At 58.5% G+C, this 20,010-nt stretch carries 16 protein-coding genes and 1 pseudogene; 7 read left to right on the top strand and 10 right to left on the bottom strand.

Features of this window, described 5'->3' with window-relative positions; all coding sequences use genetic code 11:
* Positions 1-72 precede the first annotated feature (72 nt).
* Positions 73-3,183, top strand: coding sequence for an autotransporter domain-containing protein (locus tag AC07RO_RS21155; RefSeq protein WP_495086994.1), 3,111 nt, complete (start codon positions 73-75; stop codon positions 3,181-3,183).
* A gap of 265 nt (positions 3,184-3,448) precedes the next feature.
* On the opposite strand, the pseudogene AC07RO_RS21150 reads toward AC07RO_RS21155, so the two are convergent.
* The 6 genes and pseudogenes from AC07RO_RS21150 to AC07RO_RS21125 all read right to left on the bottom strand — a co-directional run.
* Positions 3,449-3,682, bottom strand: a pseudogene (locus tag AC07RO_RS21150) (MFS transporter); the annotation flags it as partial.
* Between the two features lie 252 nt (positions 3,683-3,934).
* Positions 3,935-4,303 carry a hypothetical protein gene (locus AC07RO_RS21145; protein ID WP_495086993.1) on the bottom strand — a complete coding sequence of 123 codons (369 nt, stop codon included), beginning with the start codon at positions 4,301-4,303 and terminating at the stop codon, positions 3,935-3,937.
* On the bottom strand, positions 4,300-5,274 hold the full coding sequence (locus AC07RO_RS21140; RefSeq protein ID WP_495086992.1) for a hypothetical protein: 975 nt from the start codon (positions 5,272-5,274) through the stop codon (positions 4,300-4,302). The genes AC07RO_RS21145 and AC07RO_RS21140 overlap by 4 nt, the downstream gene beginning before the upstream one ends.
* Positions 5,275-5,283: 9 nt before the next feature.
* Positions 5,284-5,772: an Hcp family type VI secretion system effector gene (locus AC07RO_RS21135; protein ID WP_495086991.1), complete on the bottom strand. Its 489-nt coding sequence runs from the start codon at positions 5,770-5,772 to the stop codon at positions 5,284-5,286.
* A 280-nt stretch (positions 5,773-6,052) separates the two neighbouring features.
* On the bottom strand, positions 6,053-6,454 hold the full coding sequence (locus AC07RO_RS21130) for a DoxX-like family protein (protein ID WP_495086990.1): 402 nt from the start codon (positions 6,452-6,454) through the stop codon (positions 6,053-6,055).
* Positions 6,451-6,903: a thiol-disulfide oxidoreductase DCC family protein gene (locus AC07RO_RS21125; protein WP_495086989.1), complete on the bottom strand. Its 453-nt coding sequence runs from the start codon at positions 6,901-6,903 to the stop codon at positions 6,451-6,453. Before AC07RO_RS21125 ends, AC07RO_RS21130 begins: the two co-directional genes overlap by 4 nt.
* Before the next feature lie 176 nt (positions 6,904-7,079).
* Between AC07RO_RS21125 and AC07RO_RS21120 the strand changes: the two genes are divergently transcribed.
* From AC07RO_RS21120 to AC07RO_RS21100, 5 genes are read left to right on the top strand one after another with little or no spacing between them, the layout of a single operon-like run.
* A complete protein-coding gene (locus AC07RO_RS21120) occupies positions 7,080-7,307 on the top strand; it encodes a hypothetical protein (protein ID WP_346629710.1) in 228 nt (75 codons plus the stop codon).
* 18 nt (positions 7,308-7,325) lie between these two features.
* Positions 7,326-7,613: a hypothetical protein gene (locus AC07RO_RS21115; protein ID WP_346629709.1), complete on the top strand. Its 288-nt coding sequence runs from the start codon at positions 7,326-7,328 to the stop codon at positions 7,611-7,613.
* On the top strand, positions 7,603-9,816 hold the full coding sequence (locus AC07RO_RS21110; protein WP_495086988.1) for a tellurite resistance TerB family protein: 2,214 nt from the start codon (positions 7,603-7,605) through the stop codon (positions 9,814-9,816). The genes AC07RO_RS21115 and AC07RO_RS21110 overlap by 11 nt, the downstream gene beginning before the upstream one ends.
* Entirely contained in the window at positions 9,813-11,108 is a 1,296-nt protein-coding gene (locus tag AC07RO_RS21105) for an ATP-binding protein (protein WP_495086987.1), read from the top strand. Before AC07RO_RS21110 ends, AC07RO_RS21105 begins: the two co-directional genes overlap by 4 nt.
* Positions 11,083-13,371 (top strand): DEAD/DEAH box helicase, encoded by a 2,289-nt coding sequence (locus tag AC07RO_RS21100; RefSeq protein ID WP_495086986.1) that lies wholly within the window; start codon positions 11,083-11,085, stop codon positions 13,369-13,371. The genes AC07RO_RS21105 and AC07RO_RS21100 overlap by 26 nt, the downstream gene beginning before the upstream one ends.
* A gap of 558 nt (positions 13,372-13,929) precedes the next feature.
* Here the strand turns inward: AC07RO_RS21100 and AC07RO_RS21095 are convergent.
* The 4 genes from AC07RO_RS21095 to AC07RO_RS21080 all read right to left on the bottom strand — a co-directional run bounded on the left by AC07RO_RS21095 (position 13,930) and on the right by AC07RO_RS21080 (position 18,306).
* Positions 13,930-15,174 (bottom strand): MFS transporter, encoded by a 1,245-nt coding sequence (locus AC07RO_RS21095; RefSeq protein ID WP_240357016.1) that lies wholly within the window; start codon positions 15,172-15,174, stop codon positions 13,930-13,932.
* Between the two features lie 275 nt (positions 15,175-15,449).
* Entirely contained in the window at positions 15,450-16,598 is a 1,149-nt protein-coding gene (gene dgoD / locus AC07RO_RS21090) for a galactonate dehydratase (protein WP_495086985.1), read from the bottom strand.
* A gap of 54 nt (positions 16,599-16,652) precedes the next feature.
* Entirely contained in the window at positions 16,653-17,288 is a 636-nt protein-coding gene (locus AC07RO_RS21085; protein ID WP_065986271.1) for a 2-dehydro-3-deoxy-6-phosphogalactonate aldolase, read from the bottom strand.
* Position 17,289: 1 nt separating this feature from the next.
* Entirely contained in the window at positions 17,290-18,306 is a 1,017-nt protein-coding gene (locus AC07RO_RS21080) for a 2-dehydro-3-deoxygalactonokinase (RefSeq protein WP_495086984.1), read from the bottom strand.
* A 376-nt stretch (positions 18,307-18,682) separates the two neighbouring features.
* Between AC07RO_RS21080 and AC07RO_RS21075 the strand changes: the two genes are divergently transcribed.
* Positions 18,683-19,828 carry an acyltransferase family protein gene (locus AC07RO_RS21075; protein ID WP_495086983.1) on the top strand — a complete coding sequence of 382 codons (1,146 nt, stop codon included), beginning with the start codon at positions 18,683-18,685 and terminating at the stop codon, positions 19,826-19,828.
* Positions 19,829-20,010 lie beyond the last annotated feature (182 nt).

The following is a 20,010-nucleotide window of genomic DNA, read 5'->3' as shown; positions in this document are numbered from 1 at the left end:
AAAGAACGACGCGGATGCCAAGGCGGCATTCGCGCGGGGTTTTGTGTGCGCTAACTAAGGACAGTTATATCTATGAAAGAGCTATTCACCACTCGACAGGTTGCTGTCAGCTCCATTCGGCACGCTATTCGGCAAGCCAATCGCGCTTCTTGCGGCGCCCTCGCCTGTTACCTGGCCACCCTCGGTGTAGCCCATGCTGCGCCTTACGTAGAAGCCGGCCAGGCCGGGAATGTCGCCAGTTGGCGCAGCCCGGAGTTCACGGCCCAATGGGGGCTGGGCGCGATCAACGCCGACCAGGCCTACGCGGCCGGTTACACCGGCAAGGGCGTGAAGTTGGGGATTTTCGATCAGCCGGTGTACGCACCGCACCCGGAATTCGGCAGCCCGGATAAGGTGATCAACCTGGTTACCAGTGGCATTCGCGAGTACACCGACCCCTATATTCCGGTAAAGGCCGGCGACCCCTTCCGCTACGATGGCACCCCTACCCCTGACTCCAACGGCCGGCTGGGTAACCATGGCACCCACGTAGGTGGCATCGCTGGCGGCAACCGAGACGGCGGGCCCATGCACGGCGTGGCCTTCAACGCCCAGATCATCAGCGCCGACAACGGCGACCCAGGCCCGGAAGACGGGATTGTGCTGGGCAACGACGGCGCGGTTTACCAGGCTGGCTGGAACGCATTGGTCAGCAGTGGCGCGCGCATCATCAATAACAGCTGGGGCATCGGCATTACCGACCGCTTCGACCAGGGCGGTCGCGACCCGGCCTTTCCGCACTTCACCGTGCAGGATGCGCAGCTGCAGTTCGATCAGATCCGACAGATCCTCGGCACTCGCCCAGGGGGCGCTTATCAGGGCGCCATCGATGCAGCGCGCAGCGGCGTGGTCACCATCTTCGCCGCAGGCAACGACTACAACCTGAACAACCCGGACGCGATGGCCGGACTCGGGTATTTCGTGCCAGACATCGCCCCCAACTGGCTGACGGTTGCTGCCTTGCAGCAAAACCCGAACGCCGCGGCCGCCGGCACCACGCCTTACACCCTGAGCACCTTTTCTTCTCGCTGCGGTTACACGGCCAGCTTCTGCGTGTCGGCGCCAGGTACGCGGATCTACAGCTCCGTGCTCAACGGCACCAGCCTGCAAGACCTGACCGTGGGCTGGGCCAACAAAAACGGTACCTCCATGGCCGCGCCCCATGTGGCCGGCAGCATGGCGGTACTGATGGAGCGCTTCCCCTACATGACCGGCGCACAGGTGGCCGACGTGTTGAAAACCACCGCCACCGACCTCGGCGCGCCTGGCGTGGACGCACTCTATGGCTGGGGCATGATCAACCTGGGCAAGGCCGTCAACGGCCCGAGCATGTTCGTCACCGAGGCGGATATTCCCGCCGAGTTTCGTATCAGCGGCGCCTATGGCGACAGCCAGTTCGTTGCCAACCTGCCGGGCACCGGCGCGGTGGTCGATGCCGGTAAACCGACCCAGCGCCTCTGCAGCGGGCCACAATGCGGGCGGGACGTGTGGAGCAATGACATAGCCGGGCATGGCGGCTTGACCAAGCTGGGTATCGGTACCTTGGTGCTGACCGGCGCCAACACCTACAGCGGCCCAACCCTGGTCAATGAAGGGCGCCTGGCGGTCAATGGTTCGCTGGCCTCGGCGGTGACCGTCAACGACACGGGTATACTGGGCGGCAACGGCCGGGTCGCGTCCCTTGCCGCCAACCGTGGCGGTACGGTGGCGCCGGGCAATTCCGTGGGCACCTTACAGGTGGCGGGGGACCTTAACCTGGCGCCCGGGGCTGTGTATGCGGTGGAGTTGTCGCCCGCTGGCAGCGACCGCATCATCGCCGGCGGACAGGCTACGGTGAGCGGTGCGACCATGGCCCTCTCGCTGGAAAACGGCGCCGGCTTCACCACAAGCGAGGTCAACAGCCTGATCGGCCGGCAGTTCAACGTGCTGCAAGCCGCTGGCGGCGTGCAGGGCCAGTTCGGGTCGGTGCTGGATAACTACGCTTTCCTGGATGGCAACCTGGCCTACAGCGGTACGGGCGTTGCCCTGGCCCTGGAGCGCAACGGGGACAGCTTCGCCAGCGCCGCGCAAACCGCTAACCAGGCCAACGTAGCGGCGGCCGCCGAGCAATTAGGGGCCGGTAACGCGGTGTACGAAGAGCTGCTGTTGAGCCCTGATGCGGCTACCGCCCGGCGTGCCTACACCCAGTTGTCCGGCGAAGTGCATCCGGCCATCGCCACTCAGCTGATCAACGACAGCCGTCAGGTACGTGATGCCGTAGGTGATCGCCTGCGCGTCGAAGGGCTGTACGACCAGCCTGCGGCGGGCGTTGAAGGCAACAACCTGTGGGTGAAAGGCCTGGGTGCCTGGGGCAAGAACGCCGGCAGCAGCGACAGCGCCAGTTCAACCTCATCCCTGGGCGGCCTGCTCGCCGGTGTGGACGGCCTGGTGGCTGAGCACACCCGGTTGGGCGCCATGGTCGGTTACAGCGATACCTCGTTAGGCATGGGTGACGACACCCATTCCAGCGCCTCGGCCGATAGCTACCATCTGGGTGCGTACATTGGCCACGAGGAAGGGCCGTTGCGCCTGACCGCAGGTGCATCCCATAGCTGGCACCGCATTGACGTCAAGCGAGACGTGCAACTGGGTACTTCGGCCGACCGCCTGAAGGTCAAGCGCGACGCGCAATCGACCCAGGTGTTCACCGAAGCGGCCTATCGCCTCAACCTGCAGCCTTTGGCGCTGGAGCCCTTCGCCAACCTGGCCTATATGCACTTCGACAGCGACAGCTTTACGGAGAAAGGAGGCGACACGGCGCTCAAGGGTGATGACGACACCCGCGACACGGTGCTGTCCACGCTGGGCGCGCGTGCCGGTAGCCGGTTTAACCTCACCGATACCCAGAAACTGGACGTCTCAGGTACGTTGGGCTGGCAGCATAACCTGAGCGATACCTCGGCCGAGCAGCACCTGGCCTTTGCCAGCGGGGTGAATAGCTTTGCCGTGCAAAGCGTGTCCATGGACCGGGACGCCGCCGTCGTGGGCGCCCGCGCCAGCCTTGTCTTGAACCGGGATGCGCGGATCGATCTGGACTACAACGGCCTGCTGGGCGCCCGGGATAAAACCCACGGCGTAGGGCTGTCGCTGAATTGGGCGTTCTAACCGCAAGCGCTGCCTGAAAGCCTGCGCCAGCTCAGGTGCTCTTGCCTGATACTAAAAACCGTTTAAAGGGTCCACTTCGACCCTTCAAACGGTTCAATACCGATTCGGTGGAGCACCTGAGCACCTGCGCGAAAGATTGCTCTCTTCGATCTAGACCACCCCTCAAGCCCGGTCTTACCCAGGCCTTGACGGCTTCCATGCCTCTCTCAAGCAAATGTCCGTCACCGGGCACGTGATTGACGTCCCTCATTACGTATCGACAGGGTCATGACAACTCGATGCGTTCCACCTTGCCCACCAACAGGATGTAGGACAACGCCCCAAGCAGCGCCAGAACGGCGATGTAAGTGATCGCCGGCGCAAAGGAATCACCCGACGCCAGGAAGCCGATGACGATCGGTGTGGCAATTGCCGCCAGGTTGCCGATCAGGTTGAAGGTGCCGCCGGTCAGTCCCAACAGCCGCGCCGGGGCGAGGGTCGAGACCAGCGACCAAGTGATCAGCGTCGACGGCGGAGGAAAACTAGGCGGCAGATGGCGACTCAAGCAGTTATGTCTTTCATAAAGATGTTTAACCAAAGTCGCTATGATAAAGATCCGACAGCGAACTTCAGTAGCCATTGAGCACACAATTTTGGTCACGATGGAGAACCGTCGTCCCTATCGCGACCTGAATAGGTAATCTCAAACATGAATCAATATCGTTGCTGATAAATAAATTTTTCTTCGGTTTTAGAGGGGGAGAGATAGAAGCTAGGTTGCGCTTGATTGGATGAGTAGCACCAGGGCTATTAACAGAATAATCTGCACTGTCCAAGGAATTGTAAGCAGGTATCTGAATTTCACAGGAAAGCATTCAATGTCCTTCACATCCACCAAGCCCCCTTTTTCTCCAACACTTGGCATCCAAAGATAAAAATAAATCATATTGCAGCGCATAATCTTTCCCAAAAGCCCTGCACTCGAAAAGACCTCTTTATTTTGCTCGACAAATTTACAGCTGGGAAGACAATGTTCAAATTTCTCGGTATAGGCGTGAGCCACATAAAAAGAAATACACACTGTAATTACGGCGAATAAAATAATGATTGTCGCTATCAACCCGGGATCCACGTCTGTCATCGGCTTGTCTGCCTGTATAGATAGTCACCCATCATCTCACCACCTTTAGTTCCAAGCGCGCCTCCCGCCATACCTCCCGCAGCGCCTCCGATTACTGCACATGCTAATGCAGCACCTCCGCCTGTTGGTATGCTTAACCCAACACATATAATTCCGGCAATGCCACTACCGACCGAGCCACCTATCGCGCCAACACTCAAACTCCCCAGTAGCGAGCTACCCTCAACATACGTGGCTTTTTTGCACTCTTGCTCTCTGCCCAATGTACAAGCTTTATGAATCGACAAACCGGTGGATGCCACATCTAAAGCAGTGCCTATGTAAGCCCCTTTCTTTGCTAATTTAGCGGCTTTAGCGACGCCCGAGACCTTATCTGCATATCCAGATATTTCGCCCGTGTGCATGTAGCTGGAAGTGGATATTCCCAAAAGCCTTTTAATTGAACCTTCGTTACGTAATCCCGAACCGTAAGATGCCATGCTTGATAGCTGTTTATCCAGCTTCAAGAAAAGGGCGGTTCGTTTTGCATAGAACGTGTCACGGCCTGCCATAGAACCTGATCCAAGGTGATCTCTGTGCAATTTTTCTATGTCATCGAGTGTGGTCTTGATAGCGTCCAGGTGTTTGTTCCATCCCTCGGTTACGGCACCTACACCGGTTGAGGCATTTGAAAGAAGACTTTGCAATAATTCAAAATTATCAAGAAAAAAATCATCCGCGCCCGCCCCATTGCTGAGCAAGTCCGTATGGACTTGACTGGCCTTAGTCATCATGTAGGCTTCTTGGCTTGTACAGGAGGGGGTAGATGAATCACCTAGAATTACAAGCTCCCCCGCCAATACAACACTGCCTGCTATATGGGCATTAAGGACGTTGAATTTGGCTTTTGAGTTTTTGGAAAGCGGGATATTTGCCTTCAGAGTTTCGAAGTTTTGCGTTCTGGAGTTGATGAAAGACTGAACTTCGGACATATCATTGCCTCACGAATACTTCTTATTGCCGATCCGATCCCATCCGCCAGTTACGTTACCGCCGGCGAGACCATCGCTGCGTTTTTGCAAGGTATATGTGGTTTTGATGCGACCGTAATTCAGTTGCACAATTTCGATTGGCACGCCTGAACTAGCGCTTTGGGAGTAGTCCGCTATAATAACTTCTTCAAGTACTACTTCATAATACTTGAGTCTTTCGGTGCTTGCTCTGCAGAGCACCAGTTTCACCTCTTTGAGGTGCTGACCTGCACAGCTAGCCTCCATCAGCTTGCAACTGGCGCTGTCCAGGTATTTTGTGAAGGTGAAGTTGCTCATTGTGGTTCGACCGGAGGACGCGCCTCCTGAGGAACTGGCTGTGGCTGAAGTGCTTTGGCTAACGCCAAAGTTGTAGCCAGTGATTTCGATCCATTTGCTGAACTTCTCGTCCAATGCTTCGCCGGGAATTTCTGCGATCTGAATATAACCGTCAAAAGCCATGTGCACCTCTCCTTGGTTACATGTGCACCTCTCCTTGGTTAGCTGTAATACATAAGGTCAACTCCCACCCAATCGACAACCATTTTCGCGTCGAGTTCCGCAGGTCATAAACTATTTCCATTCAACCTTAAGGTGAGTTCAAAACCGTACGTGGCATCGGCGACTTGGTCGTGCACTCGTAGCTCGTTGGTGGGGAGCTTTTTGTTCAGAGGGACTGCTGACCTTCAAGGCACGAGACACCCACTCAGCACAGGCATCATCGCATTCTGCAAACGTAGATTTAATCCCTCAGGCTGGGTAGTTCCGCTAAGGGCTGTGACCGGGTAACCCAAGCGACGGCACAAAGCGCCAACCCGCTAATATTCAGGCTGACAGGGTTGAAAGCATCGACAAGGAGTGCAGGCTGCACCAGCGCGATATCCACAAGTAACCCTACTAAAACGATAGCGGCGATCGCCAATGACCAAACGTTCCGCGGTGCGAGCAGCAGTAAAGCTGCTAATGCCAGTTCCGCTATGCCTGCGCCGCGAGACAGCCAGGGAGCACCCTCCAGGCCACGGGCTCGCAGCAACAGTTGCTCCCCCGGACTAGGCGCAATCAGCTTCGGCACCAGCCCATGGTAAGCAAACATGAAAGCGAGACCGCCACGCCCCAGCCAATGTGCTTGGCGCAGTGCGGTCATGGCCGCGCCTTTAGAAAGCGACGCTCATGATCTTGAGTCGGCATCAGGCAGACATCGTACTGCCCGAATAATCTATATCGGTTGAGCGCGACCCGGTCATAAGACCAGTCCCGCAGCCACCGTGGAAATACCTTCAGCACTTGAAGCAGGGGCCACGCGCCCGGCAGCCGACCGATGACCTCAAAAAACGCATCCGACCTCACCCAGTAATGATGGTCGCGGATAACCGCCATTGTATCGAACATATCGACGGGTAAACCCGCCCAAGCCAGCAGCGCCTGACCTTCCTCCGATTGAACGGCGGCAAGCCGGACGCGGTGGCCGCGATCATACCGGATCAAAAACTTCGCCCAGCCGTTACACAGCTTACAGACCCCGTCGAACAAGACGACGGTTTCATCAGGCGCCAGATAGGGTGCGGGGGCGGGACGAGTCAGCGACGCAGGCATAGGCAGGACTCTAGGGCGATACAGTGGCGTCATTCTAGGCGGCAGCGAATGCGTCACCGAACTGTTGATCCATACAGTATCTGGAGCTAATCTAGCCGGAGAACATACGTACTCCTGACGGCAATCTTATGACCCATCCCACTCCGTGCATCGCCAACACCGCTCTAGACCGCGGTATGCCTACCGAACTCGAAAGCTACCAGCACCAGTGTCTGATGCTGTTGGACGAGCTGCAGGAAGCCTGGTCTGACATCCGAAGGTTGAAAGCTGATGCACATACCTTGATAGCCATGAACGAAGGCCTGAAGGCAGAGCTCAAGGCTTTGAAGGTCGCGGCAGCAGCGCAATCAATGGAGTGTGATGTCGCGTTGGTCGGGACGTCAGCTGGACAGCAAGCGCGGTGATTGGCGTCCGGTGAGAAAATGCAGATACTGCCACCAAGCCAGCCCATCATGATGGAAGCACTTAATGGCAAGGAAGCAAAAAAGCAGCCCAGACATGGCGGCCATGGCGACCTTGATATTCATATTGGTCGTGCTCATCGTAGCTGTACCACCCCGAATGCGGCTCTTGGTCGCGCTTTTGGCGGGGATCGCTGGCTTCATCTGGCTAGTGAAGAAGTCTATTCGAGCGTCATCAACCGGCCCTCCTCGCCCGAAGAATACGATCCTACCCGACTCAAAAGGTCAAACTACAACCTTGTCGAATAACGAGTCCAAATCAGAAACCAGTCTTGAAGTGAGCAACGCTAACGGTGCTCACTCGGATTTCCATGTGGTCAGGGTGAACTCGCCTGAGCAGCAGTTCACCATCCCCAAGCCCAAGCCCAAGGATGTTTTTCCGCAAGCTCGATGGATTGGCAAGGATGAAACCATCACTGTCGGCGGCCATGTTCTTCAGGGTGGCATGGTCTATTTTGCTGAGAAAGCAGATCGCACGTTCAAACAAGAGCCCTCGCTGATTAACGGCCAACTGCCTGTACAAGCTGCGCATGTCGATCTAACCGAAAAAATCACCGGCTACTGGCCCAGTTACAGCGGCATCTCGCCTGCAGCACGGCGTGGCTACCTGCAATGGCTGTCCGAAGGGCGAAGTACGCCCAATGTGGATATTGGCTACGTCTTCATCTTCTTTTACGGGCTTGAACGTCGGGCGGTCGTTGATTCGATCACGGACGATGTAGCGCGCTCGGAGTTCCCCACCATCGTCAGAGAGGTCAAGCGTCTAAGGGCACTTTACGGTGAGAACGCGTCGTTTCGAAATTACGCGTCGAATTTGCTCAATCACATCCAGCTCATGGATGTGAAGCCGCAGATGTACATAGGAGCACCGCCTCGTTTCGAATGCACCGACGTTGAAATGCCGATGTCGCTGCGGCTGGCATTGGGGCAAATGGCCCAGGACAAGCATCCTTTAAATGCTGCGTGGGCGTTGGCCTGGGCAAAATCAGACCCAAACATCAGCCGACGCACCTCAGTAAGTAGATGTGCGGATCAGTTTGAACAGCTTTTCGTGACGCGGTATTCCACCCGCTATCCAAACGGTCTTGTGCTCAACCAAAACAAGACCATGCTTAAAACGAGCTACCGCTCAGCCTCTTCTCGCTTGGGTGTTCCCGACATGGCGCTGGGCGACATACCGGATGTTTCCGTTACGTCGGCAACGCGCAAAAAGCTCCAGGGCATAGTCGATGAATGCACGCTTATCCTCGACCCATACAGCAGATACCTGGGTCGCAATCCTGGAGGGGCCTCCGATCTGGAGGGTATTTTGCAGCTGCCAGTGGCCCTCTGGCCGGCTGCAGCAAAGGATGTGATCGCTGATCTGCAGCGGCAAGTCGGCGAGGAGCATCTGGTCATGACCTTCGAGGATCTTGCAGGACGTTTTGGATCTGCAGGAGCTCTCCCGCGCGGAACAATCGTCGCCTTGGCGAGAGCATTCGAGTCCTTGAATATCGGCTTTGAGCCGGACGTACTGTCCGGCAGCCGTACTCCCAAGAATCTGGACACCATCGTATTGTTCGCGGCAGGTGACGATGATGCGAGCGTACGGACCACCTCGGACTACCACGCCGCAGCGGTGACGCTGGATTTGGCAAGTGCGGTCGCGGCTGCAGACAGGGTGACGTCGAGTGAGGAGATGGCTCAGCTCGGGCGGCATATCGACTCCTGGACTCATCTCGGCGCAGGCCATCTCAAACGGCTCAAAGCCCACTTGCAGATCCAGATTCTGCAGCCACCTACCCTGGCGAGCCTGAAGAAGAAGCTAAGCCCTCTGAACGCCGATGCCAAACGTGCCATGGCCAGGTTTCTCGCTCATCTCGCTCAAGCTGACGGAAGCGTTTCGCCGCAGGAAGTCCGGCTGCTGGAACGCGTCTATAAAACTCTGGAGCTGGATCCCCAGTTGCTTTACGGGGACTTACACGGCGCAGCCATCACCCCTCCTCAAAATATCTCCACGCCGCCCAGATTTGGTGCCTTGCCTAGTTCCGACCAGACCGGTGAGATGCCAGGCAATTCTGCCGCGACCCAAAGCTTCAATCTGGACATGGATAAAATTGCGCAGCTCCAGCGCGAAACGGCAGTGGTGTCAGCGTTGCTGGCCGAAGTATTCAGTGATGAATTTCCAGAACCGCCTGCCATCGTGGACAGCATCAATGATCAGCCCACTGACCATGCAGCGACCGTACATGGGCTCGACACAGAGCACTCAGCGTTTCTGCGAATGATCGTGTCACGTCGCGAATGGAGCCGCCAAGAGCTGGAAGATGTGGCCACTGATATGGAGCTCATGCTGGATGGCGCTCTTGAGCAAATCAACGACATGGCGTTTGAGCGGTTCGACATGCCAGTCTCTGAGGGGGATGACCCCATCGAGATCAACCCGGATATCCTGGAAGAATTAGCCCTATGAGCACGATACGCCCAAAGGATCGCGATGCGGTCATCCAGTCATTGCGAGCCGGTGTAGTCCCTCGTGCGGGCCAGCATCTTATTCAAGTGGGTCGAGCGGGTGAGCTCGACGCCCTTCTCAAAGACATAGATCGACTCGCTGACGGTGGCTCCGCCTTCAGGATTGTTGTAGGCGAATATGGGGCCGGGAAAACCTTTTTCCTTAACCTTGTCCGGGGCATTGCGATGGAGCGAAAGCTGGTCACAATGCACGCCGATTTAAACCCGGATCGCCGGCTGCATGCCTCAGGCGGACAAGCACGCTCCCTTTATGCCGAGCTTGCTAAAAACATGTCCACCCGGACGAAACCGGACGGTGGTGCGCTGCAGGGTATCGTTGAAAAATTCATTTCCCAGGCTAAATCGGAAGCGAAAACTCGGGGCGTCGAGAGCGAAGTCGTTATTAGAGAATTCCTCGCCGATCTCACTGAGATGGTGAACGGCTACGACTTCGCTGACGTCATTGCCAAGTATTGCCAAGGGTTTGAACAAGGCAACGAGCAGCTCAAGGCGGATGCCATCCGGTGGCTTCGAGGCGAGTTCACTACCAGGACAGATGCACGTGCGGCGCTCGGTGTCCGAACCATCATTGATGACGCATCGGTCTACGATCAGTTGAAGTTGCTGTCGCGGTTCGTACGCCTGGCGGGGTTTGGCGGCCTCATGATTTGCCTGGACGAGCTCGTAAATCTTTACAAGCTCGCGAACACCCAGGCACGCAACGCCAACTACGAGCAGATCTTGCGGATTCTGAATGACTCCCTACAAGGCTCGACCGAGGGCCTTGGCTTCGTCCTTGGCGGTACGCCTGAGTTTCTGATGGACACCCGGCGCGGACTTTACAGCTACCCCGCCTTGCAATCCCGGCTTGCCGAAAACACGTTCGCCAAATCTGGACTGATCGACCTGTCGGGGCCGGTCATCCGCCTAAGCAGCCTGACTCCAGAAGACTTCTACGTACTGCTTCAAAAGCTGCGCAACGTTTATGCCTACGGTGACCCGGACAAATACCTGATGCCTGACGAGGCGATCCCTGCGTTCATGGCGCACTGCAACCAACGGTTGGGTGAGGCCTACTTCCGCACTCCACGCACAACCATCACAGCCTTCATCAATCTGCTCGCGGTGCTGGAACAGAACCCTGGAGCGGACTGGCGTGCCTTGGTGGGGGCCGTTCAGATTGCCCAGGATGATGGCGGCAAGCAGGATTTAAGCATCGAGGCAGACGATGAGCTCACAAGTTTCAAACTCTGAATCCTCGTCTTTCGAGCGCCTGCACCCCGACGTTCAACAGTGGGTCTGGGCCCAGGGATGGACAGCGTTAAGGGACGCACAGGAATGGGCAATTTCCGCGCTGGTCGATGCTGATCGGGATGTGATTATCGCCGCCTCAACAGCTGCCGGGAAAACTGAGGCCGCATTCCTGCCCATCCTCACTAACCTGCTGGAGCACCAAGACCCAGCTGGGGCCGTCCTCTATATCAGCCCACTAAAGGCACTCATCAACGATCAATGGGACAGGCTGAGTCGACTCTGTGAGCAGTTGGATCTTCCCGTCGTCGCATGGCACGGGGATGTGTCTGCCAGCAAAAAACACAAGTTTCTCAGGTCTCCTAATGGCGTCTTGCTGATCACCCCAGAGTCGCTTGAGGCGCTGTTCGTCAACAGAGGCTCCAGCCTGATGGCCCTGTTCCAGAACCTGCGTTACATCGTGGTCGATGAGCTGCATGCCTTCATTGGCAGCGAGCGTGGCAAGCAGCTCCAGTCATTGATGCAGCGAGTCGAGCTTGTATCCGGAAAAACCCTGCCGAGAGTCGGCTTGTCCGCCACGCTGGGAGATATGTCGCTGGCGAGCGAGTTTCTCAGGCCCGGGCATCCAGAGCGGGTGCAGGTGATTGAATCGAAATCATCTGGCCAGAACCTTCAGGTGCAAGTGCGCGGCTATATGATGCCGCCGATGCAAAAGTTGCGTGCTGTCGAAGTACCGAATGCCGACCCTGATCAGAACCCTGAGGAAGAGGAGGAAGAAGACGAGTCCGGCTCCAGGCATGCCATCGCCGCACACATGTACAAGGTGCTGCGCGGCAGTAACAATTTGGTTTTCCCGAACAGTCGGCAGGAGGTGGAGTGGTACGCAGATCGCCTACGTCGCCTCTGCGAAATCAGCGGTATGCCCAACGAATTCCTGCCTCATCACGGCAGCCTTTCGAAAGACCTTCGAGAAGACACGGAGCGTGCGCTCAAAGCAGGCACACCGCCAGCAACCGCCGTGTGCACCACTACCCTGGAGCTTGGCATAGACATCGGCAACATCAAGACAGTTGTCCAGATAGGTTCGCCTCCATCAGTTGCGAGCCTGCGCCAACGCCTAGGCAGGTCAGGCCGCCGCAACGACGAACCCGCCACTCTCCGGGCCTACTGTCAGGAACGGGAGCTGACTGACCAATCTTTATTGTCAGACCTGCTACGCCAGAACCTCGTCCAAACCATCGCGATGATCAGGCTACTGATTGGCAACTGGTTCGAGCCGCCCAGGGCTGAGGGTTTGCATGCCTCCACCCTGGTGCAACAGATTCTGTCAGTGATCGCACAGCAAGGAGGCGCCAGCGCTGCTCAGCTATGGGGTGGCCTGGTAGAAAGCGGAACATTCAAGAGCATTTCCAAGGCTGACTTCTTCTCTCTACTGAAAGGTCTCGGCGAGAAGAAACTGATCGTGCAAGACAGCTCAGGTTTGTTGCTTCCAGGAGAGATCGGCGAACGGCTCATCAACCATTACGAGTTCTACAGTGCTTTCACCAGCGACGAAGAGTTCAGGCTGGTACGGGAAGGCAAACCGCTAGGCTCAATACCGGTCAGTCGGCCTTTGATGAAGGGCCAGCGAATCATCTTTGGTGGCCGGCGTTGGCGGGTACTGGATGTCGATATCGGAAAAAAGGTGATCGTCGTCACTGCCGCCCGAGGCGGTCAGCCTCCACAGTTCGACGGGCTTGGTGCCATGGTGCACGATCATGCCCGCGAGGAAATGCGCGCTGTACTGACCGAAACGACGCCCTGCCCCTTCATCGATAGCAAAGCACAGGAGTTGCTGAGCGAAGCCCGTAAATCGTTCAGATCACTCGGACTGTTAAATGAGTTCACGTATGGCTCTGACTCGAAAACTCATCTACTCACATGGCTTGGCGATCAAACCAACGACGCTCTGGTGCTAATGTTCCACCATGTGGGAATGGCGTGCGAGAGCTCAGGCCTTGCGTTGTCGGTTGGGGGTTCACAAAAGAATGTCGCTGAAGCGCTCGCCAAGATCGCTGAGCTAGATCCGGACGACATCGAATCACTGCTGGAAGGCGTCGAGAATCTCATCAAGGAAAAATGGGACTGGGCATTGCCACGCTCACTGCTTATGAAATCCTATGCCTCGTCTCAACTCAATTTCAAAGGCGCGGTCGAGTTCGCAAAGTTGTTCAGTGCTCGGAGGCTTCACGGTGGAAGCACGTTTGAAAGCAAAACCGTTCACTAGCGGTAGTGCCCGATTACTGAAGGCGATGGCTGCGGATACGGCGTGTGCGCTTTAGGTGAACGAGGGTGGGAAGTTTGGCGACTCAAACGACCGAAAGCGTTTCAGGCGTCGCTCTCTCACCGCCCTCACCTAACTCCGCCACAGCAAAAACGCTCCAGACCTGGAGGTTTGACGAGGTCGATGCAGATTGCGCGGCGGCGATGAGCGTCTGGATTGCGCCTTCAGGCAATGGCTCGCAGTAAATGCTGCAGACGCTGCGATGATCGAGGAGTTGATCGATTATATCGTTTCAGGCGACGAGCGCTGATGCATCTGGCTCACCATAGCGAGCCGCCATCTTTGATTGGTTGTTGGTAGTCATGAACACTCTCCAAAGGTCAACGGAGGCTATCAAGCTGACTCTCGGTGACCCTTGCAGAAGCAACACCAGCCCGAACGACCTGCGACTCCAGGAAGTAGTGAATATGCGCCCTGAGCGCAGCTCTCAACGAAATGCACTCAGGTAAAGGTTCGTCACAAGGCAGTGATTGACGCCCTCTTTACGTGTCGACACGGCCATCACAACTCGATGCGTTCCACCTTGCCCACCAACAGGATGTAGGACAACGCCCCAAGCAGCGCCAGAACGGCGATGTAAGTGATCGCTGGCGCAAAGGAATCACCCGACGCGAGGAAGCCGATCACGATCGGGGTGGCGATTGCCGCCAGGTTGCCGATCAGGTTGAACGTGCCGCCGGTCAGTCCCAACAGCCGCGCCGGGGCGAGGGTCGAGACCAGCGACCAAGTGATCGACGCCAGGCCATTACCGAAGAAGGCCAGCGCCAGGAAAGCGATCACCAGCGGGGTCGAGTCGACGTAGTTGGCGCCGATGATCGAGGTGGAAATCAGCAGACCGGCGATGATCGGCGTCTTGCGCGCGAAGCCGACGGTATGACCGCGACGAATCAGCCAGTCGGAAAAGAATCCCGAGCAGAGCACGCCGACGAAGGCCGCGAGGAACGGCAGCGACGCCAGCAAGCCGGACTTGATGAAATCCATGCCGCGGTATTTGACCAGGTAGGTCGGGAACCAGGTGAGGAAGAACCACAGCGTCGAGTTCAGGCAGAACTGGCCCAGGTAGATGCCCCACAGCTTGCGCTTGGTCAGCACGATGCCCAGATCCTGCCAGCTGAAACCGCTTTTGCGTTTCGAGGCATCGGTCTGCATGTCGACCAGGCCGCCGCCATCCTTGATCAGGTCAATCTCGCCCTGATTGATGCCTTTGAAATCGCGGGGCTCGCGATAAACCATGTACCAGATCGCCGCCCAGAGCACGCCGACGCCGCCGGTGGCCACGAACACCATGTGCCAGCCGTAGCGGGTCTGCAACCACGCGAGCACAGGGGTCAGGAAGGCCAGGCCGACGAACTGGCCGGAGGTGTAAAAGCCGACGGCGGTGGCGCGTTCTTTTTCAGGAAACCAGGCGGTGACGACGCGGCTGTTGATTGGATAGGCCGGGGCCTCCAGCGCGCCGACGGCCATGCGCAAAATGAACAGGCCGATGAAGCTGCCAACGAAGCCGAGAAAAATGGTCGCAATGGACCACAGCGCCAGTGCCACGGTGTAGAGAATGCGCGGCGGAACTCGATCCACCAGCCAGCCGCCGGGCAGTTGCATGGCGGCGTAGGTCCAGCCGAACGCGGAGAAGATCAGGCCGACGTGCACCGGATCGATGCCCAGCTCGCTGGTCAGTGCGGGCGCGGCGATGGACAGGTTGCTGCGGTCGAGGTAGTTGATCACCACGGTGATGAACAGCAGCACCATGATGAAGAAGCGTTTGCGGGTCGGCGTGGCGGTGGTCGCCCGCGCTTGGGAAGCAGTCTGTGTGCGCAAGGGAAGTGCCTCTTTTTATGGTTATCTGAGGTCTGGAGTTTTTTTGGTGTAAATGAGCCGTGAAAAGCTTCGTGAGCAAGCTCACTCCCACGTGAGGGTCAGCGCCCTCGACATCAGGGTCAGCCACAGTCCCTGTGGGAGCGAGCTTGCTCGCGAATGATTGTTCCCACGCAGAGCGCGGGAACGATCGAGTCAGCACAGACGGATCACCACTCGGCAAAGCTGCCGTCGGCGTGGCGCCAGATCGGGTTGCGCCAGCGGTGGCCGATGGCGGCGCGTTCCTTGACGTACTCTTCGTTGATCTCGATGCCCAGGCCCGGCCCGTTCGGGATCTTCACCATGCCTTTGTCGTAGTCGAAGACTTCGGGGTTCTTGATGTAGTCGAGCAGGTCGTTGCTTTCGTTGTAGTGAATGCCCAGGCTCTGCTCCTGAATGAACGCGTTGTAGCAAACGGCGTCCAGCTGCAGGCACGCCGCCAGCGCGATCGGACCCAGCGGGCAATGCAGGGCCAGCGCCACGTCATAGGCTTCGGCCATGTTGGCGATCTTGCGGGTTTCGGTGATACCGCCGGCGTGGGAAGCATCCGGCTGGATGATGTCGACGTAACCTTCGCTCAACACGCGTTTGAAATCCCAACGGGAGAACAGACGCTCGCCCAGGGCAATCGGCGTGCTGGTCAGCGGCGCCAGTTCCTTCAGCGCTTCGTAGTTCTCGCTGAGCACCGGCTCTTCGATGAACATCAGCTTGTACGGGTCCAGCTCTTTCATCAGCACTTTAGCCATCGGCTTGTGCACGCGACCGTGGAAGTCGACGCCGATGCCCACGTTCGGGCCCACGGCATCACGCACGGCGGCAACGTTGGCCAGGGCCAGGTCGACCTTGTCGAAGGTGTCGAGGAACTGCAGCTCTTCGGTGCCGTTCATTTTCACCGCAGTGAACCCACGCTCCACCGCTTCTTTTGCCGCGCGTGCGGTGTCCGCCGGACGGTCGCCGCCGATCCACGAGTACACCCGAATCTTGTCGCGCACTTGGCCGCCGAGCAGGTCGCTGACCGACACGCCCAGCGCCTTACCCTTGATGTCCCACAGCGCCTGATCGATGCCCGCCAGCGCGCTCATGTGGATGGCGCCGCCCCGGTAGAAGCCGCCGCGATAGAGGACGGTCCAGATGTCTTCGATGTTGCGCGGGTCTTTGCCGATCAAATAGTCGGACAGTTCCTCAACCGCTGCAGCCACGGTGTGCGCGCGGCCCTCGACCACAGGCTCGCCCCAACCGGTGAAGCCCTGGTCGGTTTCGACTTTCAGGAAGCACCAGCGCGGCGGAACGATGTAAGTCGTGAGTTTGGTGATTTTCATGTCTTGTCTCTCTTATTCAAATACACATGCTCGATGGCGCAACGAGCGCGTCAGTCACTGGTTGTTGGCAGGCTTGTGCTGGTTCCAGGCGTCCACGTAGGCCTTGGCGCTCTTGGCCACGTCCTCGGCGCTCATGCCCGGCTTGAACAGCCCCGAACCCAGGCCGAAACCGGACACGCCGGCGTCGAGGAAGACTTTCATGTTGTCCGGGGTGATGCCGCCCACCGGAATCAACGCCGTGCCGGCCGGCAACACCGCCAGCCAGGCCTTGACCACCGCCGGGCCCATTTGCTCGGCAGGGAACATCTTCAGTACGTCGGCGCCTTCGGCCAGCGCCGCGAAGGCCTCGGTCGGTGTCGCCACGCCCGGAGACAGGAACAGGCCTTCGGCCTTGGCTGCGCGCAGCACCTTCGGATCGCTGTGGGGCATGACGATGACCTGACCGCCGGCTTCCTTGACCTGGCGTACTTGCTCCGGCGTCAGCACCGTGCCCGCACCAATCAGGCAATCGGCGGGCAGGCTCTGACGCAGCAGGCGGATGCTGTCGTACGGCTGCGGGGAATTGAGCGGCACTTCGATGACGCGGAAACCGGCGGTGTACAGGACATCACCGATGGCCGGCGCTTCTTCGGGGCGCAGGCCGCGCAGAATCGCGACCAGGCCGTTTTGCACGAGGGCTTGCTTGAGCATGTCAGTTCTCTACGTGAAGGGGCCGGGCAGCGGCCGAAGAGGAGGATTGACTCAGACCGGCCTGCACCGCGACCTGCCAGAGACCACGCTCGGTGGCCTGCTCCGCCAAGGTCACTTGGGCAAAATCGTTGGCATCGAGGGCGCGCCGGTAGCGGGCGATCAGCGCGTCGCTGCCGATCAGGATCACGTCAGGCAATTGCGCGTCGGTCTGGCGCAGCAGTTGCGCCAGCGCGACGATTTCATGGCCGATCAACAGGCCTGACAAGTAATCGGATTGCGCGGTACCGGACAGCACGCCGGTCAAGCCGAGCGTACGGCAACTGAAGATGGTCGACAGCGGACCCGCCGCGCCATTGGCCGACCGCGACACCGCCACGCCTCGGTCAAACGCTTCAGCGTCGAAGGTCTCGCTGCGCTGCACCGTGCGGCCAAGAATGGTGTGGCTGGACAGCGCGGCGTAGACCTCGCCGGTCATGAAGGTGTCGAAATGCTCGATTCGGCCGTCCACCGCCCTCACCCACTTCGAGTGGCTGCCAGGCAGGCCGATCAACAAGGGTTTGGCGGCTTCGCTGGCGGGCAACGAGTCGAGAATGCCGAGGACCTGGGTTTCTTCGCCGCGCATCACGTTGGGCAGCTCGGAGCGCTGCAGGATGCCGGGAATGATGTGAACGTCGACGCCGCGCACGCTGCGCACCGTGACCAGCGCAGAACTGAGCGCTGCGACGCTGGCGGGCGTCTGCTGATAGACCGCTTCGCGCCAGCCCTGGGCGCTGCCGACCATGCCGCAGGCGATCACCGGCAGCGTTGGTTCGGCGTCGAGCCAGTCGCCGCAGGCTTCGTCAAAAGCCAGTTCGAAGCCGTTGGAAACCTGCTGCCCGCCAATCGAACGGGGTGTCGATGGCAGCTGCATGATGCCCGCGCTGAGCGAACGTTGTTCCAGTACCCGGCCGTGTTCGCCGAGTCGATACGCGCGAAGGGAGGTCGTCCCCCAATCGAGCGCGATCAATTGCGCCTGCATGGCTTCACCTGATTGTTATTAATGAGTGAATGCGGGGCGAACTATAAACCTGTTGCGCTGGCAATCTCAATATATAACGGTCAATCCCATATATTGGGATTTCCTGACAGTAGGGTGTCGATGATTGCTGTTCCGAACGGGCTTACGGTTCGGGCATACTGCTGTCCGTGGCTGGCAAAACTTTCACGAACACCGTGTTAGCGTCGGCGTCGAAACAGCTGTGCCTCACCTCCTGTTTTCTGCTCCAACCACTCATCGGCCTCAGCGACGAAGGTGGTAACTTTCCTGTCTGTCCCTGCCATTGCCTGCCCTGCACACCTGCTGGCGCCTGCTCGCGTGCCCGCACGCCTGACTCATCTGAAAAAGGATCCTCACGATGAAGCGATTCGTCGCGCTCGACAGCCTGCGCGGTCTCTGCGCCCTGACCGTGATCGTTCATCACTCGCACATCGAGCGAAGCCTCACGGAGCTGTCGTTTTTCCGTAATGCCAGCCAGTTCGCCGGTCTGTTCTTCGCCCTGAGCGGTTTTCTGATTTACCGGCGCTACGTCGGCACGCTGAATACCTCGCGGCAGCTGGGCGACTTCATGCTTGCTCGCGCCTGCCGGGTCATGCCGCTGCACATCGCGGTGCTGTTGTTCTTCATCGGATTCGAGTGCCTGAAGCTGGTGCTGGAGCGCTACGGGCTGCTGTTGAATTTCCCGGCGTTCAGTGGTGACCGGGCGCCTGGGGAGATCTTGCCCAATCTGTTGCTGATTCAGGCCTGGTGGCCGGGCTTCAACGCGCTGTCGTTCAACTACCCGTCGTGGTGGCTCAGCGTCGCGTTTTATCTATGGCTGATCTTCGGGGTGGTCTGCTACGCACTGCCGGGGATGGCGCGTGTGGTGTTTCCGCTGCTGGGCGGGTTGGCGTTTGTCGGCTTGTTCGTGGATTCCGATCTGCTGACGCGCTATGTGCTGTGCGGCGCGGCGTGTTTTTTTGCGGGTACGGTGACCTATCGGCTGTACGCACGGCTGCGGAGTTTCGTGCCGGGAATGGTGCTGGCCAGTGTATTTGAGGTTGGAGTTTTAGCGGCGATCGGCTGGCTGATGGTGGCCGGCGACGCTCCGCTGACGATTGAGCTGTCGGTGCTGTTTTGCCTGGCCATTTTGGTGTTCGCCTGGGAAGCCGGGGTGGTGTCGCGGCTGTTGCAGGTGCGAGTGTTCCCGGCGCTGGGCCGGTTGTGGCTGTCGATTTACCTGACCCATGCGGCGGTGATTTTCGTGATCGCGACGGGGCTGACGGTGGCCGCGAAGTTTGGCGGGTATCCGCTGTTGGTGGACAAGCCGGGTGAGGTGCCGGGGACGCTGGTGCGGTATCTGAGCACGGGCAGTGCGCTGAACGACAATCTGTTGTTGCTGTTGGTGGTGGTGGCAGTTGTGGTGGTCTCGATGGTGGTTCACCGGTATGTCGAAGTGCCCGGCGTGCGATTTGCCGCTGTCTTAAGATCAAGGTCAAATTCAAGATCAAAGGCATCTGCCTAGGGGCAGATTGCTTCGCCTTCGGCGAGTTACTTGGAAAAGCACCCCAAGTAACCAAGGGTGCCTGCTCTCGGTTGGGCCCTTCCTTCGTCAGGGTTCCTTCACTCCGGTCTCGCTCCGTGGGCCGAGCCGCATGGATGCGGCGAGAGCTGCCCCCCGCCATGGATGGCGGATGGCAGCGGGCC

The organism is Pseudomonas sp. GW821-FHT07F05, assembly GCF_059418765.1.
This window is presented reverse-complemented; position numbering and strand designations above follow the sequence as displayed.